The 16,631-nt window shown below is 56.4% G+C and carries 16 protein-coding genes; 7 read left to right on the top strand and 9 right to left on the bottom strand.

What is annotated here, in order from left to right; all coding sequences use genetic code 11:
* Nucleotides 1-251: 251 nt before the first annotated feature.
* Together D0C27_RS05650 and D0C27_RS05645 are read right to left on the bottom strand one after the other, a co-directional pair.
* Entirely contained in the window at nt 252-1,238 is a 987-nt protein-coding gene (locus D0C27_RS05650; protein ID WP_137430595.1) for a FecR family protein, read from the bottom strand.
* Between the two features lie 78 nt (nt 1,239-1,316).
* Entirely contained in the window at nt 1,317-1,823 is a 507-nt protein-coding gene (locus D0C27_RS05645; RefSeq protein ID WP_088451931.1) for an RNA polymerase sigma factor, read from the bottom strand.
* 198 nt (nt 1,824-2,021) lie between these two features.
* Between D0C27_RS05645 and D0C27_RS05640 the strand changes: the two genes are divergently transcribed.
* The 6 genes from D0C27_RS05640 to D0C27_RS05615 all read left to right on the top strand — a co-directional run bounded on the left by D0C27_RS05640 (nt 2,022) and on the right by D0C27_RS05615 (nt 7,701).
* Nucleotides 2,022-2,360, top strand: a complete 339-nt coding sequence (locus tag D0C27_RS05640; RefSeq protein WP_060185399.1) for a DUF485 domain-containing protein — start codon at nt 2,022-2,024, stop codon at nt 2,358-2,360.
* Nucleotides 2,361-2,370: 10 nt separating this feature from the next.
* Nucleotides 2,371-4,218: a solute symporter family protein gene (locus D0C27_RS05635; RefSeq protein ID WP_060185400.1), complete on the top strand. Its 1,848-nt coding sequence runs from the start codon at nt 2,371-2,373 to the stop codon at nt 4,216-4,218.
* Between the two features lie 19 nt (nt 4,219-4,237).
* Nucleotides 4,238-5,299 (top strand): carbon-nitrogen hydrolase family protein, encoded by a 1,062-nt coding sequence (locus D0C27_RS05630; protein WP_137430594.1) that lies wholly within the window; start codon nt 4,238-4,240, stop codon nt 5,297-5,299.
* 245 nt (nt 5,300-5,544) lie between these two features.
* Nucleotides 5,545-6,447, top strand: coding sequence for a LysR family transcriptional regulator (locus D0C27_RS05625; protein ID WP_137430593.1), 903 nt, complete (start codon nt 5,545-5,547; stop codon nt 6,445-6,447).
* Between the two features lie 141 nt (nt 6,448-6,588).
* Nucleotides 6,589-7,137: a superoxide dismutase family protein gene (gene sodC, locus D0C27_RS05620; protein WP_009463437.1), complete on the top strand. Its 549-nt coding sequence runs from the start codon at nt 6,589-6,591 to the stop codon at nt 7,135-7,137.
* 36 nt (nt 7,138-7,173) lie between these two features.
* The gene (locus tag D0C27_RS05615; RefSeq protein WP_035270198.1) at nt 7,174-7,701 is read left to right on the top strand and encodes a pyridoxamine 5'-phosphate oxidase family protein; all 528 of its coding nucleotides are present in this window, start codon (nt 7,174-7,176) and stop codon (nt 7,699-7,701) included.
* A gap of 91 nt (nt 7,702-7,792) precedes the next feature.
* Here the strand turns inward: D0C27_RS05615 and D0C27_RS05610 are convergent, their stop codons facing one another.
* The 7 genes from D0C27_RS05610 to D0C27_RS05580 form a co-directional block, all read right to left on the bottom strand.
* Complete coding sequence (locus D0C27_RS05610; protein WP_137430592.1) at nt 7,793-8,833, bottom strand: AbrB family transcriptional regulator; 1,041 nt, start codon at nt 8,831-8,833, stop codon at nt 7,793-7,795.
* Nucleotides 8,834-8,912: 79 nt separating this feature from the next.
* Nucleotides 8,913-10,436 carry a tripartite tricarboxylate transporter permease gene (locus D0C27_RS05605; protein ID WP_083054813.1) on the bottom strand — a complete coding sequence of 508 codons (1,524 nt, stop codon included), beginning with the start codon at nt 10,434-10,436 and terminating at the stop codon, nt 8,913-8,915.
* A complete protein-coding gene (locus D0C27_RS05600) occupies nt 10,433-10,870 on the bottom strand; it encodes a tripartite tricarboxylate transporter TctB family protein (protein WP_035270589.1) in 438 nt (145 codons plus the stop codon). The genes D0C27_RS05605 and D0C27_RS05600 overlap by 4 nt, the downstream gene beginning before the upstream one ends.
* A 94-nt stretch (nt 10,871-10,964) precedes the next feature.
* Nucleotides 10,965-11,957, bottom strand: coding sequence for a Bug family tripartite tricarboxylate transporter substrate binding protein (locus tag D0C27_RS05595; RefSeq protein ID WP_137430591.1), 993 nt, complete (start codon nt 11,955-11,957; stop codon nt 10,965-10,967).
* A 124-nt stretch (nt 11,958-12,081) separates the two neighbouring features.
* A complete protein-coding gene (locus tag D0C27_RS05590; RefSeq protein ID WP_035270193.1) occupies nt 12,082-13,488 on the bottom strand; it encodes a sensor histidine kinase in 1,407 nt (468 codons plus the stop codon).
* A gap of 24 nt (nt 13,489-13,512) precedes the next feature.
* On the bottom strand, nt 13,513-14,196 hold the full coding sequence (locus D0C27_RS05585; protein WP_060185405.1) for a response regulator: 684 nt from the start codon (nt 14,194-14,196) through the stop codon (nt 13,513-13,515).
* A gap of 66 nt (nt 14,197-14,262) precedes the next feature.
* The gene (locus tag D0C27_RS05580; protein ID WP_021447210.1) at nt 14,263-15,162 is read right to left on the bottom strand and encodes a LysR family transcriptional regulator; all 900 of its coding nucleotides are present in this window, start codon (nt 15,160-15,162) and stop codon (nt 14,263-14,265) included.
* 136 nt (nt 15,163-15,298) lie between these two features.
* Between D0C27_RS05580 and D0C27_RS05575 the strand changes: the two genes are divergently transcribed.
* Nucleotides 15,299-16,621 (top strand): MFS transporter, encoded by a 1,323-nt coding sequence (locus D0C27_RS05575; RefSeq protein ID WP_137430590.1) that lies wholly within the window; start codon nt 15,299-15,301, stop codon nt 16,619-16,621.
* The last annotated feature ends 10 nt before the right edge of the window (nt 16,622-16,631 follow it).

Below are 16,631 nucleotides of genomic sequence, written 5' to 3'. Positions count from 1 at the left end.
GCCAAGGCTATGGGCTAGCCTGTTTCCGATCTGGAAAGCAGGCCCCCATAAGTAAGACGCCGTAGCGAAAAATTTTCCGGAATGATTCTCACTGCTCTTTTTGATACAAAATGTATCAATAGTGGTGCACGACTTGCTTGGCAACGGAACTCGACAGCACAGCATCGTTCGTCTTCGAATCGCTGTTCACCATTCGCACTTCACGGTTCGTGGCTTATTGCTTGCTGCCAAACGCAAAACGAGCCGTAACCTTAACGCGCCATCAACAAAGCGCTGCCATCCGCTTGTCGCACCACCCGTACTGGCGCGATGTCCGGCAGGATATCCAGCGCCGCTGCTGGTTCCTCAATACTCAATGTGCCCGAAATGCGCAACTTGGTGATCTGTGAGTCTGTCACCCGCAAGGGGTGTTCCAGATAGCGGCTCAGCTCCTGTGCCACCGTCGTCAAAGGCACATCACGGAACACGATGCGCCCCTCTTGCCAGGCCATAATCGCTTCCACACGCTCCTGAACTAAAGGCATCACCTTGTTGTTTACCGCGCTGGATACCTGCCCAGCCGATAACATCGCCCGGTCCCGGCGCCACCACGGGCCTGTGGAAAGCTGCACCGAGCCCTCGCGCACAGCCACGGCGACACTCTCCGCCTCTCGACGCACATTGAACTGCGTCCCGGTAACCAGCACCTGCGCCTGACCCGCGTCTACGGAAAAGGGGCGATTCTTGTCGGACTGCACCGCAAACAGGGCCTCGCCCCGCAGCAACTCCACGTTTCGGCGCGACGCGTAAAACGCGATGCTCACCTCCGTGTCCGTATTCAAATCCAGACGCGAACCATCCGGCAATTCAAGCTGCTTGCGCTCGCCGCGTGCGGTCAACAGGCGCTGGGTAAACACAGGTGTCTCGGCCCACATCGAACGACTGAACCAGGCCCCGGCGGCCACCGTTGCAAGCGTCACCCCTGTACCCATCACCCAGCGTCGACGCGCGAAGTCAGGCACCTCTTGCGCCGGACGATTCATGATCTCCCGCATCTCGTCCATGGGCAGATGGTCCGCCACCTGCCAGACCTGCTGCAAGGAACGGTACTCCCGCTCATTGGCCGGATCCTGCGCCAACCACGCATCCCGCTCACGCTGCTCCTGCGGCGTCAGCTCACCGAGCTGCTCTCTGGAAAACCAGTCCAGCGCTTGCTCTTGGGGCAGATAAGAGGGGGGATGCTTGTCGTTTTTAGGCATGGCTCGCGTCGCCAGGGACACAGGGCACAAAACCGTGCCCTTCACTGATAAGACGTTTATGCATAAGGAAATCCGGAATCAATGAGGGGCATAGCTTTGTAACTTTTTCTGAAGATGCCGCAATGCCCGCTTCATGTATTTTTCCACCGAGCTGGGCGTCAGATCCAGCTTCTCTGCAATTTCCTTTTGCGTATAGCCCTCTATTTTGTTCCACAAAAACACTTGCTGGCACTTCAAGGGCAGCTCCTGCAAGGCATCTCGCAACGCCTGGCTAAGCTGCTCCATGCGCAGATCACTTTCGGGTCCAAGACCTACCGGGTGCTCCTCCTCTCGCAAATCGTGTAGAGGCACCACGTCGTGGCGCGACTGACGGCGGATCTCACTGATCAGCTGGTTTTGCGCACTGCGATACATATAGGCTTTTTGATTCAGTGCCGCAGCATGTTCGCCGCGCAGCAAGCCTTCAATGGAGTCCTGCGCGGCATCTTCCGCGTCCTGCGGCAAAGAGCTGCGCTTGGCCCACGAGCCGATCAGCCCGCTGTAATGAGCGAGCCAGCCTTTCTTGGACGTGGGGCGGCGGGACATGGCAAATACAAGAGACGGATGTCGAATGAAGCGAGCATATTAACAATAATTCTCATTTAGATATAGAAAAGTCCCTGCGGTGTGGCATCCCACCTCATCCTGCAAATTTGCAAGAGGGTTTGCAACATTGGCGCTTTCCTATCGCGCCCTTCTTCTTAAGAATGGCAAATACAAATCCAATCAAAAAAGGAGACAAACATGGCGGATATCTCTGCCCAGGTTTATGAGGCGCTGTACGCAAAGCCTCAATTCCAGGATCTGGTACGCAAGCGAAGAGGCGTGGTGCTGCGGTTGTTGTTTGTCAGCATGGCCTTCTTTTTTCTGGTTCCCATTCTTTCCAGTCTTAGCCCCGAGCTTTTTCGTCTGAAACTGAGCAACTCCACCAATTTCGGGCTCTGGTATCTGATCGCCCAGTATCTGGTGGGGGGTGCCGTGGCCTGGCGCTATGCCGTCCAGTTGCGTCACCTGGACAAGATGGTGCAGCAGTTAACACAAGAAGAATCCCAGCAGTTCTCAATGCGCTCCGCGACCGTTTAAGGGGCTCATCATGAAAAAAATAGTATTTGCGACAGCCTTGATGGCTGTCAGCGAAGCTGCGCTCGCACAGGAAAGCACCTTGGTTAATGAAGGCAACAGGGTGCTGACGTTTTCAGTATTCGCCTTCTTGTTCTTGTTCACGCTGGGCATCACCTTTCTGGCGGCACGCCGCAACGCCACTGCCAGCGACTTCTACACGGCGGGCGGCGGTATCAGCGCCCGTTTTAATGGACTGGCCATTGCCGGGGATTACCTCTCAGCCGCCGCGTTTTTGGGCGTTTCCGGGCTGATCGCGATATATGGTCTGGACGGTATCAGCTATCTGGTGGGCTTTTTCGTATCCTTCATTCCAGTGCTGATTCTGGTGGCCGAACCTTGCCGGAATCTGGGTCGCTACACGCTGGGCGATGTGCTGTCCTATCGAAACAACTTCCGTGCCACCAAGCTGGTTGTGGCCGGGTCCAGCATTCTGGTCGCGCTGTTTTACATGGTCCCGCAGATTGTGGGCGGTGCCGTGATTATCCGGGCGCTGATCGGGATTCCCTATGAGGTTTCTGTTGGCATCGTCGGCCTGATGATGCTGATTTACGTGTTATTTGGTGGCATGCGTGCCACTACCTCAGTGCAAGTGCTCAAGGCTGGTCTGCTGATCAGTTTCTGCTTCGTGCTGGTGATTCTGTCCTGGGCGCCCTACGGCTTTAACGTGGAAGCGTTTTTTGGCTCGGTCATTTCCAGCCCCGCCATCCAGAATCATGTGATCAATTTCCTGGGGCAATCTTCGCTGGGTGTGGCCGAAGCCGGACAGCGCTTTCTGGAACCGGGCCTGTATCTGAAAAACCCGGTCGAACAGATTTCGCTGGGTATGGCACTGGTGCTGGGAACCGCCGCAATGCCACATATCCTGATGCGCTTTTTCACTGTGCCACATGCGCAAGCCGCCCGCAAATCGGCACTGTACGCCATGTTTGCCATCGGCCTGTGCCATCTGTTCATTGTGGTGATCGGCTTTTCTGCCGCACTGAATGTCAGCCCTAGCGCGATTCTGGGCCTGGACAAGGGCGGCAATCTGGCCGCGCCCATGCTGGCGCAACTGTTGGGTGGGGGGCCGGAGAGCATGATGGGCAACTTCATGCTGGCCGTGGTGGCTGCCGTGTCCTTTGCCACGATTGTGGCGGTGGTGGCCGGCCTGACACTGGCCGCGGCTTCCTCGCTGGCCCATGACGTGTATATCGGCGCAATTCGCAACGGTGCAGGCACCGAGCGCGAACAGGTCATTGCAGCGCGTATCGCCACCTTGCTGATGGCGGTGATTTCCATCGCTGCCGGTATTGCGGCCAAGGGACAGAACGTGGCGCATCTGGTGGGCCTGGGCTATGCCGTTGCCGCATCGGCCAACCTGCCAGCGCTGGTCTGCACCTTGTACTGGAAACGCTGCAATACCGCCGGTGTGGTGGCGGGTGTAGTAGGCGGAACGATCCTGTCCATCGGGCTGGTGCTGGTATCGCCCAACATGAGCTACCCGCTGCTGCAAAAAGAAGCTGCACTGGCCACTGTCACCACCGTCAATCAAAAGCTGAACACGGCAAGCGACCCTGCCCTGCGCGACAAGCTGGTCACTGAACGCAACGCAGCCCAGGCCACGGCAGATGCCATTCCTGCCGATGCAAGCAGCGTGGTGGGCCTCTCCAAGCCCCTGATCAGCCTGCGCAATCCCGGAATTATCTCCATTCCACTGGGCTTTTTACTGGTGATTCTGTTCTCGCTGTTCACCCGCAGCGCCCTGTCGGAATCCAGGTGGGTAGAGATGTCGGTTCGCCGGGAAACCGGATTAGGTGTGGCCAAGGCCACGGTTCACTAAACGTAGAGAGAAACACACCATGTCACTTCCAATCACTCAAGTTGCCGCGGCACATATTGCTTCTGTTTACATGGACGCGTCCGCCTCGGTACGCAAGGCCGTTGCCATTATTGACGAGGCCGCCCGCCACGGTGCCGAGCTGATCACCTTTCCCGAAGCCTTCATCCCCGGTTTTCCAGTCTGGGCCGCGCTGTGGGCGCCCATTTACAACCACGACTGGTTCAAGAAAATGGCAGCCAACAGCATCCATATTGATGGCCCGGAAATCGCCCAGATTCGTGCCGCTGCCAAGCGCAATGGCATCTTTGTGTCCCTGGGTTTTAGCGAAAGCACCGAGGCCAGCGTAGGCTGCATCTGGAATTCCAATGTGATCATTGGCGATGATGGTTCCATCCTGAATCACCACCGTAAACTGGTGCCCACCTTCTACGAAAAAATGGTCTGGGCTCCGGGCGATGGCCATGGTCTGCGCGTGTGCCAAACCCGCATTGGCCGCATCGGTGCCCTGATCTGCGGGGAGAACACCAACCCGCTGGCCCGCTACTCACTGGCGGCCCAGGGCGAGCAGATTCACATCTCCGCCTGGCCGGCTATCTGGCCGACCCGCATGCCCAAATCCGGCCAGAACTTTGACAATGTGGCAGCCAACAAAATACGAGCAGGCGGCCACTCTTTTGAGTCCAAAGTCTTCGGCATTCTGAATGCCGGTTTCATGGACCAGGCCATGCTTGATGCCCTGACCGAAGGCGGGGATGCCCAGGCGCGCGAAGTGCTGGAAAACACCCCGCGCGCGGCAACCCAGTTCCTGGACCCCACCGGCGCATCCGTAGGCGACTTTCTGCAAAATGAAGAAGGGATTGCCTATGCCACTTTTGATTTGAACGCCTGCGTGGAGCCCAAGCAGTTCCACGACATTGTGGGCTACTACAACCGCTTCGATGTGTTTGATCTGTCCATTGATCGTCGACGCATCACGCCCGCTACTTTCCGAGGACCAAACAGCGCAAGCGGTAAACAATCACGTAGCAGTGAGCCCGTGCAGGACGGTCAGGTAGCCAGTTCGGAAACGATGGAGGAGTAAGGCCATCGTCTGACCCACCCTGCTAGCAGTACCTGCCATGTACTTCCGTTGCCTCGGGGGTACATGGCAGCCTCTATTTCTCTTTCTAAACAAGGCCGTCAGCAACACAAGGTGCATTGCAAATTTGCAACTCCCTGAAAGCTTGATCTATACCGTGATAGCTCGCAGTAGACTTAAAAATACGCACGGGTTTCGTCCATTATTTGGTACCCGCCTTGCAAATATTCTTGTCCAGGGTTGTAGCCATGTCTCCTATTGATCCCAATTGGCATGATCTGAAAATTTTCCTGGAAGTGGCGCGCTGCGGCACCCTGGGCGCGGCCGCCAGACGTTTGAAGGTAGACCCGTCCACCCTGAGCCGTCATATCAGCCGATTGGAAGAAACGATTAACGCGCCCATCTTCGAGCGCAGTAACCAGGGTCTGCATCTGACCGCAGGCGGGCAAGGCTTGCTGGAGTATGTGGAGTCCATGGAAGCCAGTGCCGTGGCTCTGGCAGAACAATTGGGGGATCGCCCTAAAGAACCCTCCGGCACAGTGCGGGTCGGCTCCATGGAAGGCATTGCCTCCTTATATCTGGCTGCAGAGTTTCAGGGCTTTTCATCGCTACACCCCAAAATCGCCATTGAGCTAGTCACGACGACCCAGCAAATGCACGTCAACCGGCGCGAAGCGGATGTATTCCTGAGTTTTTTTCCCATGGCAGGCAAGTCCATTGATGTGGTGCCCCTGGGCTCCTTTCCGCTACATCTGTACGCGTCTCCCGAGTACCTGACCCGTCACGGCCATCCCTGTGATCTGAACGACCTGCTGGATCACCAATTTGCCTCTTATGTGGACGACCTGATCCAGCTGGATACCGTGCGCTGGCTTAATGAAATCATCTCCCGGCCCAAGCTGGCTTTTCAGTCCTCCAGCATGATTGCCCAGATGTTTGCCGCCGCAGCCGGTGCAGGTATCGTCATGCTGCCCTCTTTTGCCAAACCGGAACGACTGGGCATGATCAAGCTGCTGGATGAACAAGTTACCGTACGTCGCACCATCTGGATGACAGTGCATCGGGACTTGCAATACTTGCCCCGCATCAAGGCAGTAACTCGTTTTCTGGAAAAGACGATAGGCCGGGACTACCCTTGTCGGACCGACTAAACCCTTGCTTGGTCCACCGCTTTCAGGCACTTTTTCAGGCCGACTTTACTGACAAAGAGAAACGTCTCTTAACTGCATGGCGCGGCTGCAATGCTAGGCTGATCTAACCTTCTGTTTTATTTCAGCAAAGGAATCAGCCTTATGCGTTTTTCTTCCTTCAAAGCGCGATGCGCAATGGTCTTGGCCACCGCAGGCGCCACCCTTGCTTTATCCGCCCCCTCGCTGGCCGACGTCATCATCCCCATGAATATGGCGACCGAAAGCGGTGCTGGCGAACAGATCGGCCAGGTTAGCGTCCGTCAGACAGAGCATGGTTTGGTTTTCACGCCAGACCTGAAAAACCTGAAACCCGGTGTACATGGCTTCCATGTGCATGAGAACGCCAGCTGCGCCCCCAGCGAAAAAGACGGCAAGGTAACGCCTGCCGGAGCAGCGGGCGGCCACCTGGATCCTGCAAAAACCGGCAAGCACGGCTTCCCATGGGGCAACGGCCACTTGGGCGACCTGCCCGCCCTGTATGTACAGGCTGACGGTACCGCCAGCACACCCGTTCTGGCCCCACGCCTGAAGTCCTTGGATCAGATCAAGGGCCGCTCCCTGATGATTCACGAAGGCGGTGACAACCACTCCGACCACCCCGCGCCCCTGGGCGGCGGTGGCGGACGCTTTGCTTGCGGGGTGATTAAGTAAGCAGTATTAACTCTTCAACCTTCTCAAGGAGATGCCATGAACGAAACAATTGAATCTTCCTTTGAACATCTGCAAGAGATTATCAAGGACATCCGCTTTGCGATGTTCGTCACCCATGCGGCCAATGGCGAACTCCATGCCTGGCCCATGACAACCCAGAAGGCAAAAATGGGGTCGACCCAAGAGGACTATGAGCATGACAAGCTATGGTTCTTCATGTCGCGCAGCAGTGACCCGGTCAGTAATCTGAGCGCCAATCCGCATGTGAACGTCAGCTATGCCGATCCTAAAAGCGACACCTATGTGTCGGTGTCCGGTATGGCCCGCGTGGTCGACTCCATGAACCAGAAAGAACGCTTCTGGAACACCATGACTGAAGCCTGGTTTGCCGAGGGTATTACCGACCCCGATCTGGCGCTGGTGTGCGTGCATATTGATAGTGCGGAGTACTGGAGCGTGCGCGAAGGCAAGCTGGCACAAGCCGGAAAAATGCTGAAAGCCACGCTAATGGGCGAGCGCCTGACCGAGATCGGCGAGCATGGCAAAGTCACGCCTGGCCGCTAACCCTCTGTCGCAAGCTACCCTTTCTTGATGCAAAAGAAAAAAAGCCCGGTCAGACACCGGGCTTTTTTCATCAGGCTGATACGAACAGCCCTCAACTCAGTTTTAAGTGGCGGGCAAGACGGGTATATAAAGGTCCGGTCAACACCAACACGCAAACCATGCGCGCCACCTGAAAGGAGGTCACCATCGGCGCTCCCAATTGCAGCACTTTGGCGGTAATCGCCATCTCTGCAATGCCGCCTGGGCTGACGCCAAGCACCAACGTGGGATAGGCAATATCGGAAAGCCGATACAGGCCATAGGCGAAGGCAAACGCCAAGCACAGATTGATCAGGTTACTGATGGCAGCGACCCCCAAATACCTGGGAGCACGACGGAAAAAGTCCGGCCCGAACTTGTCGCCCAGAGCCCAGCCAATGCACAGCTGCCCCAAGTTGGAAATTTGTATCGGCAGGCCCGACAAAATAATGTCGTTATACGTAAGAATGGCCACCACCAACAAAGGGCCTAGCACCCAAGGGTTGGGCAAACGCAAGATTTGAAAGAGGAAGCCGGCCGCACTGCTTAACAGCACCAGCAGAGCCAGGCCAGGAAGGTTCAAAAAATCAGGCCGTACAACAGCTCCCGCCTGCTCCCCTGAAAAGCCCAAAGCCTCGAACGCGAAGGGAATAATCACTACGACCATCAGCACCCGCAAACCATGTGCAGAGGCGACCAGATCCGGACGTGCGCCATAACGCTCCGCCAGCCCCGTCATCTCACTGGCTCCCCCTACTGCACTGGCAAACCAGGCAGTACGCAGATCCGTACCGGCATAACGAGTCAGCATGAATGTACCTATGCAGCACAAGACCAGCGCAAACACCATGCCCATCACGATAAACAGAGCATTACTGCCAATCAGATGCACCATGGCTGGGGTGAAATACAGCCCCAAGGATGTTCCAATAACCCATTGACCTGCGTTGCGCGCCAGCGGCATGCAGGCCCCCGGACTGCCTGCCATTTTGGTAGCTGCCGTCAAGATCAGGGCACCCAACATCCAGGGCAAAGGCATACTTAGCCAACTGGCCACCAGGGCACCAAGCAGGGCTACCCCAAAACCCAGGGCAATTCGAAACCAGATAGCCATAACAAAAACAACAAGGCCAGGCCGCAGCCTGGCGCTTTCTCCCGATAAAAGCCCCACCGAGGCGGTGGGGTCCCCCTATTTATGTCTCGTCGCGCAGTTGCTTGCGCCCTGCAATACGACGCAGCACGATCGGACCTACACTAACCAAAACGGCCGCGATCCACAAGGCAATTGAAACTTTGCTCTCGAACAGAATACCGATTTCACCGTTCGTGATGGACAGCGCGCGACGCAGATTCTGCTCCATCATATTGCCCAGAACCACTCCCAGCACCATCGGTGCCATGGGCACGTTCATCTTGCGCAGGAAGTAGCCCAGAACGCCGATACCAACGACCAGCAGCAGATCAAAGCTCGTGCCATTGATGGCATAGACCCCGATATAGCTGATCGCCAAAATACCAGGCACCAACAGGCGCGGAGGAATAGCCAGCATGGAGGCAAAGACCCGCACCATGGGCACGTTCATCAAGAACAGCATGACGTTGGCGACCATCAAGGAAGCAATCAAGCCCCACACAATCTGTGGCTGCGACTCAAACAACACTGGCCCCGGCGTGATGTTGTACAGCGTCAGGGCACCCATCATGACCGCCGTTGTTCCAGAGCCTGGCACGCCCAGTGTCAGCATGGGAATGAAGGAGCCGGTTGCAGCACTGTTATTGGCCGCCTCTGGCGCAGCCAGGCCACGCATATCGCCCTGGCCAAACATGGCATTGGGATCTTTGCCTTCGATATATTTTTTCTCATTGGCGTAGGCCACCGCAGAGGCCACACTGGCCCCGGCACCGGGCAGGATACCGATGAAAAAACCCATCACACCACCACGCACGGTGCTCCACCAGGTCATGCCCAGCTCTTTCAGGTTAAAGAGCTTGCGCTTGCTTTTAGGTACTTCGATCGACACGCCACCCAACAGGTTTTCCAGCATCTGCAACATCTCTGCCACAGCAAACAAACCAATCACGACAACAACAAAATCAATGCCATCTGCCAGGTTCGGAATATCAAAGCTGTACCGATATACCCCCGAGTTGGCGTCCACTCCCACCGTAGAAATGAACAGGCCCAGCATAGCGGCCAGGATACCTTTGACTGGCTCATCCCCCAACAAACTGGTCAGCGCACAAAAGGCAAACACCATCAGCACAAAATACTCGGCCGGGCCAAAGGCAACCGCCCAGCCCGCCAGCATGGGAGCCAGCAGCACAATACCGCAGATGGCAATGGTGGACCCGATGAACGAGGAAAAAGCCGACAAGGACAAGGCCACACTGGCCAAACCTTTGCGCGCCAGCGGATAACCGTCCAGCGTCGTCATGACCGCTGCCGCTTCACCGGGCACATTGATCAGAATGGAGGTAATACGACCACCATACTCCGCACCCACATACACAGCGGCCAGCAGGATCAGAGCAGACTCCGGGGGCAGCTTCATGGCAAAGGCTATCGGCACCAGCATGGCTACACCATTAATCGGCCCCAGCCCAGGCAACACGCCCACAATGGTGCCGATAAAAGCGCCAATCGCGGCGACCAGCAGATTCTGGGCAGAAAAAGCAACGCCAAAGCCTACGCTCAAATAATCAAGAATCGAGCTCATAACCACTCTCCCAGGATGCCGTAGGGCAGAACCACATCCAGGCCCAAATCAAATAGCAGAAACAGCCCCACTCCCATCGCCAGCCCGCCAATCAGGGCCTGCTTCCAGCTACCGCCAAACAAACGGCCTACCAAGGTAGCCATCAGCGTGGTGGCAATGATGAAACCCAGCCACTGAAACAGCCAGGCATAAGCCGCCAGGTAGGCCACCATCATCAAGATGCGGCCATTGGCTCCACTGGGGTTGGCAGGCACAGTCCCACCACCTTTGATAATCAGGCGCAGCCCGCATAAAGCAATGATCAAGGCCAGCAATAAAGGGAAGGCCTTGGGGCCAACAGGCTCATAGGAAAAAGGCGGCTCTAGGTCGTAGCCAAAAGCGGTGATCAAGGCAGCGAGCACCAGCGCGCCCACGCCTAGTACGCGATCATTCAGCGTCATGATTGGAATCTCCGGATTCACCCGCCATGGACGACGGGGCAGACAGGCGGCACTCCCGGCGCAAACCGGCCGGGAGTACCGTAAAAACTTACTTCTTGATCAGGCCAAACGAGTCAGCCAATTCTCGATACTGAAGTACTTGTTGTTTTACGTAAGCATCCAGTTCCTGGCCGCTCATATTGAAGGGGAACAGGCCCTGCTGGGTTTGCATGCGAGCAAACTCGGGCGTTTTCATCAGCTGCTCGAACGCCTGAACCCACCACTGATATTGCTCGTCAGAGACTTTGGGGCCCACATAAAAGCCGCGAATAATAGGCCACTCGATATCAAAGCCCTGCTCTTTGGCCGTGGGAATCTCGGCCAGCGCACCGTCCAGTCGCTTATCGTTAAAGACAGCCAGAACACGAATAGGCGCTCCACCCTCCAGCATGGTGTGAGCTTCGGCTGCATCGCCCATATAGGCCTGAATATGGCCACCGCGCAGGGCCGTCATCGCCTCGCCACCGCCCTCAAAGGCAACAAAGCGCATTTTGCGGAAATCCACATCTGCGGCACGGGCCGTCAACGCAGCCTTCATCCAGTCCTGCCCACCCACGGAACCACCCGCTCCCAGAACAATCTTGGTCGGGTTGGCCTTGAAGGCCTCCATCAGGGATTTCAGGTCCTGATAAGGCGAGTCCGCACGCACAATGGCCACGCCATAATCACTGCCAATCGACGCCAGCCAGCGCACGTCCTCTACCGAGTATTTGCCAAACTTGCCCTGTGCCAGATTCAGCAGGGAGCCACCCGAGAAAGCAGCAATCGCATTGTCGTCGCCCGGGCGCTGCGCCACGATATGGTTATAGGCCACCGCCCCTACACCGCCGGGCATATAGACGGTGCGCATGGGATTTTCCAGCAGCTTGGTTTCCAGAAAACCGTTCACGGCTACACGACAGGTCAGATCAAACCCGCCGCCTGGCTGTGCTGGAGCAATACACTCAGGCTTGGAGGGTTGCTGGGCCTGTACGCCACTCAGGCTGCTCAAGCCCAGAATACTGCTGGCCAGTAGCACCCGTAGTTTCATGTGGATAGTCATTGATTCGCCTCTAGGAGGATCTTGGTCGTTGTAATGGGTGCGACCTTACCGGAGCGAAGCTTTCGCCTACCTTTCAATTTCGCCAAAAAACACGATTTTCAAGGGTATACCCTGAACAATCCAATCAGTGTTCAAGCGAATCAAACTCCAAACGCACAATCAAACCACGCTGCTGCGGGCCTGTCCGCAAGCTCATGCGAGCGCCATGAATCTGTGCAATAGCCTGTACGATCGCCAGCCCCAAACCGGAGCCCTGCAAGGCCTTCCCCGCCTCGCCACGCCTGAAACGATGGCCTGCCTTGGCCATATCATCAGCACTCATACCCGGACCGTCGTCTTCAACCTGAATGCTGCACACCGGCCCTTCCTTGCGCACCGTTACCGTAATGCATGCAGCACGTGGGCAGTACTTGATGGCATTGCTGACCATATTGCTTAAAGCCTGTTGCAAGAGCCAAGCCTCCCCGGCTACCCGAACAGGGGTGGAGGGCGCGTCCAGGCCCAGGTCCTGACGCTTGGACCTCGCCAGGCTCCAGAGCTCATCCACCACCAGCCCGGCCTGCTGGCACAAGTCGACTGTGCCCAAGGCTGCGCGGGTGCGTAGCTGGTCAGCAGCATCGCGAACCCTGGACAAGGCCACCATTTGATGCGTCATCTGGGCCGTGTTGTTCAAGCGTAATTGAATTGCCTCCAGCACCTCCTTCATTTCATCGGTCTTGGCCAGAGACAGGGCAAAATCCACCTGGGTCAGCAAAACAGCCAAGGGGGTTTTCAACTGGTGCGAGGCATCGTCCAGAAACTGCTGTTGCTCGCGTGATTTGCGTGCATAACGATCCATATGCAAATTGATGGTCTGTACCAAAGGCCGGACCTCTCGCGGCAGGCTGGCCTCGCTGATCGGTTCCAGATTATCGGGGGAACGATGCCGTACCTCGGCGCTCAACTTGCGCAAAGGGCGTAGCGCCAGCAAGGTGCCAACCAGAATCAGAATAATGAAAAGGCTGAGCACCGCCACGTCCTGAATCAGATTCTGGATAATGACTTTGCGTATGAAAGCATGGCGCTCGCTCAGGTTTTCACCTGCCTGAATCAGGATTCGGCTGTCTTGATAAGTCTGCAAGCGTCCATCCGACTCCAGCGCCACCGCCGCGATGCGCAAGGGCTCTCCCAGATATTCAGCGTCATAGAAAACGGGCTGATTACTGAGCAGACGCCGCACTGGCAGCGGCATACCGGTAAAGCCAATTTCCGATAAACCATCTTCAGTAGCCACCCTGAAATACACCTGACTGCTGATGGTGTACTCCATGAACTCCATCATGTAGTAAGACTGCTCCATCGCCAGCCCGCCACTAATGGTCAAGACATTGGACGACATGGACTTCAAGGCACCGGCCAAAGCCCGGTCAAACGCGGCGTTGACCTGATCCTTCAGAGTCATGCTGGAAACAAACAGGGACACGCCCGAGGTCAGCAAGGCCGCAGGAATCAGCATGAACAACAAAGTACGACGCAGACTGCTTAAGGCCATATTTGCCCCCGATAAGGCAATACGCTAAGGCTCATCATCGCCCACAGGCTCCAGGCAATAACCTACGCCGCGCAAAGTGACGATATGGACATCCGAGGACTGCAGTTTCTTGCGCAAGCGATGCACCAATACCTCGATCGCTTCGATATTGATTTCATCCTCATCCTTGTCATTGAGCCGATCCAGGATGAACTGCTTGTTCACAGGTTCTCCGCTACGCTGCACCAGAATACGCAGCACCTCGGCCTCGCGCGGTGACACGGACAGAAGCGCCGAATCCAGCGTAAAGCGCTGTGTGGACAAGTCATAGATCAGGCTGCCACACGCCATACGCGGTTTGTCCTTGCCCCGACTACGACGAATCAGGGCATTGACGCGCGCCACCAGCTCTTCAATACGAAAAGGTTTGGGCAAAAAATCGTCCGCCCCACACTCCAGGGCTTCCACTCGCTCCTGCAAGGAGTCGCGAGCCGTCAAAATCAACACGGGAGTCCGGTTATCCTCCGAACGCAGACGTGCCAGCAAGGCACGTCCGTCCATGCCCGGCAAGCCCAGGTCCAGGACGAGCGCATCAAATTCCTCGATCTGCAAACGATGGTAGGCCACCATCCCGTCGTTGGACCACTCGACTGCAAACCCTTTCTTTTGCATGCTGCGTGTCAGCCACAGGGCCAAATCAGGCTCGTCTTCAATCAATAAAATTCGCATGGCGGATAGTAGAAAAGAAAACAGAACAGGGGCAATAGTACGCCGCCGGATCGTATCAGCAGCACGTCACTGGCTGACAGACTCGGTCAGCTCCAGCACAAAACGCCGCAACCAGCGGCTTTCTTCATCATGTTCCTTGTTGATGTCCCAAATCATGGACACCACAAAAGATGGCACTCGCAACGGCACCGGCGAGACGGCTAATCGACTATTGCACTCCACAAAGGAACGGGCGGCGTAATCGGGCATGGTCAGCACCAAAGGGCTGCCAATAATGGCGTTGATTGCCCCGGAAAAATGCGTGAACGAGGCCTTGACCTTGCGCTGCAGTCGCTCGGCATCAAAGAGTTCATCAACAAAGCCGCGCAAGCCGTCAAAGGACACCCGCCCATGATGAGCATGCAGATACTCCTGCTTGCTGATGGGGGTTGAAAACGCAATGGACTGCTTATCGTAAATGCAGATATAGGAAGCGGAAAACAGCACTTGCGACTTGTGCATGGTGCTCAGAAATTTGGGGCTGGAGCAAATCGCCAGATCCGCCCCATGCTCCACCATGCTTTGCGGCCACAAATAGCTATTCGTTTGGTAGAAGGAAAAACTGATCGTCCAGCCCTGCTCGTCAGCCATGCGAATCATGCGTTTGGCCAGCATATTTTCCAGATCGTCGGACAAAGCGATGCGAAAAACCCGGCTGGAGCGAGCTGGATCGAACTCCTGCTCGGATGTGACCAGCGCCGAGATGCTTTTCAGGGCCTCGGATATCTGCGGGGCAATCTCCAAGGCCCGATGCGTAGGCGTCATTCCGTGCGAACCACGGGTAAACAGCTCGTCATTGAATACCACCCGCAACTTGCGCAAAGACGCGCTGACCGCGCCCTGGGTCAGAAATAGGGCATTGGCGGCCTTGGTCACGCTGCGCTCGTTCATCAAGCACTGGAACACCAGCAGCAGGTTCAGATCCATCCGCCTGATATTAGCGATATTAATGGAAGCCATTTTTCTAATTAGTTTGAATAATTATTTGGCTTGATTAGACTAAAAATCAGCCACAACCACAATAAGGGTCGGGTATTCACCTGCCCTGCTCGAGGAGATCTTTATGGGCACTGCTACCGTCGCCCCTGCACATGCCAAATCGGCCCCCCCAGGCCAGCCGGGCTTAAGTAAAAAACAAGTTGTTGCCGTTGGTATTGGCAACTTCATGGAATGGTTTGACTTCGCGATCTATGGCTACTTTGCAGCCATTATCGGCAGCATCTATTTTCCATCCGACGCCGCTGGCGTTTCCCTGCTCTCGTCCCTGGCCGTATTTGCCGTGGGTTTTGTCTCGCGCCCCTTTGGCGCCCTGATTCTGGGCCCCATAGGCGACCGCTTTGGCCGCAAGACCGTGCTGATGATTACCGTCTTTGGCATGGGCGTGTTCACCACTCTGATTGGCCTGCTGCCTGGCTATGACACCATCGGCATTACGGCTCCTATCTTGCTGGTGGTGCTGCGCTTCCTGCAAGGCATGATGGTGGGTGGCGAGTGGTCCGCTGCCGGTATTTTCCTGGTGGAAAGCGCCCCCTCCAACCGTCGTGCCACCGCCGCCAGCGTGGTGACCTTCACCGCCGGCATCGCCTTCCTGTTGGGTACCGCCACCGCTGCCGCCATCAACGCCACGCTGACCGAAGCCCAAGTCTACAGCTGGGGCTGGCGTGTGCCCTTCGTGCTGTCGATTGTGATGACCTTCATTGCGGTCTTTATCCGTCGCAAACTGAACGACACCCCCGTCTACCACGAGCTGCAGGAAAAGAAAGCCAACAACACACTGGAGCGCGTCTCGTCCAAGGACAAGTTCAACGCCTTTGTTCTGTCCTTTGCGTTCTCCGCCCTGTTCCTGGTGTCGCTGTACTACTTCATCACCTACGCCAATAACCACCTGATTTCCATCCTGGGAATGAGCAAAACCTCGGCCCTGTGGCTGTGCAGTGCCTCGTTGGTGGTGTATTGCATCTTGCACCCGCTGGTTGGCCGCTTCTCGGACCACTACGGTCGCCGCAAACTGGCCTTGTTTGCCGCTGCGGGTCTGACCATCATGGCCTACCCGATTTTCATCATGATGAACTCCGGCAAACTCGCGCTGATTCTGCTGGGCCTGATCATCATGGCTTTCCTGGTAGCCATCTCTGCCGTCATGAACGTGGTGCTGCTGGTGGAAGTGTTCCCCGCCTCGATTCGCTCGACCGGCGCCGCACTGGGCCACAACGTCTCGTCGGCACTGCTGGCTGGCCCTGGCCCCTTCATTGCTGCCGCCCTGATCCAGTACACAGGTAACCCCAACGTACCGGCCTGGTACCTGGCGGCGGTATCCCTGGTGTGCTTCCTGATCCTGTATACCCGCCTGCCTGAAACAAAAAACGTGGACTTGTCCGCAGGCTGACCTTTAAAGG

Origin of the sequence: Alcaligenes faecalis, assembly GCF_005311025.1 — a bacterium.
In the GTDB taxonomy this organism is placed as follows: Bacteria; Pseudomonadota; Gammaproteobacteria; order Burkholderiales; family Burkholderiaceae_B; genus Alcaligenes; species Alcaligenes phenolicus.
This window is presented reverse-complemented; position numbering and strand designations above follow the sequence as displayed.

What these genes read in the sequence shown, in the direction of transcription:
- D0C27_RS05650 (WP_137430595.1), bottom strand. Translation starts at nt 1,238, where the DNA reads ATGCCTAAAAACGACAAGCATCCCCCCTCTTATCTGCCCCAAGAGCAA.
- D0C27_RS05645 (WP_088451931.1), bottom strand. Translation starts at nt 1,823, where the DNA reads ATGTCCCGCCGCCCCACGTCCAAGAAAGGCTGGCTCGCTCATTACAGC.
- D0C27_RS05640 (WP_060185399.1), top strand. Translation starts at nt 2,022, where the DNA reads ATGGCGGATATCTCTGCCCAGGTTTATGAGGCGCTGTACGCAAAGCCT.
- D0C27_RS05635 (WP_060185400.1), top strand. Translation starts at nt 2,371, where the DNA reads ATGAAAAAAATAGTATTTGCGACAGCCTTGATGGCTGTCAGCGAAGCT.
- D0C27_RS05630 (WP_137430594.1), top strand. Translation starts at nt 4,238, where the DNA reads ATGTCACTTCCAATCACTCAAGTTGCCGCGGCACATATTGCTTCTGTT.
- D0C27_RS05625 (WP_137430593.1), top strand. Translation starts at nt 5,545, where the DNA reads ATGTCTCCTATTGATCCCAATTGGCATGATCTGAAAATTTTCCTGGAA.
- sodC (WP_009463437.1), top strand. Translation starts at nt 6,589, where the DNA reads ATGCGTTTTTCTTCCTTCAAAGCGCGATGCGCAATGGTCTTGGCCACC.
- D0C27_RS05615 (WP_035270198.1), top strand. Translation starts at nt 7,174, where the DNA reads ATGAACGAAACAATTGAATCTTCCTTTGAACATCTGCAAGAGATTATC.
- D0C27_RS05610 (WP_137430592.1), bottom strand. Translation starts at nt 8,833, where the DNA reads ATGGCTATCTGGTTTCGAATTGCCCTGGGTTTTGGGGTAGCCCTGCTT.
- D0C27_RS05605 (WP_083054813.1), bottom strand. Translation starts at nt 10,436, where the DNA reads ATGAGCTCGATTCTTGATTATTTGAGCGTAGGCTTTGGCGTTGCTTTT.
- D0C27_RS05595 (WP_137430591.1), bottom strand. Translation starts at nt 11,957, where the DNA reads ATGACTATCCACATGAAACTACGGGTGCTACTGGCCAGCAGTATTCTG.
- D0C27_RS05590 (WP_035270193.1), bottom strand. Translation starts at nt 13,488, where the DNA reads ATGGCCTTAAGCAGTCTGCGTCGTACTTTGTTGTTCATGCTGATTCCT.
- D0C27_RS05585 (WP_060185405.1), bottom strand. Translation starts at nt 14,196, where the DNA reads ATGCGAATTTTATTGATTGAAGACGAGCCTGATTTGGCCCTGTGGCTG.
- D0C27_RS05580 (WP_021447210.1), bottom strand. Translation starts at nt 15,162, where the DNA reads ATGGATCTGAACCTGCTGCTGGTGTTCCAGTGCTTGATGAACGAGCGC.
- D0C27_RS05575 (WP_137430590.1), top strand. Translation starts at nt 15,299, where the DNA reads ATGGGCACTGCTACCGTCGCCCCTGCACATGCCAAATCGGCCCCCCCA.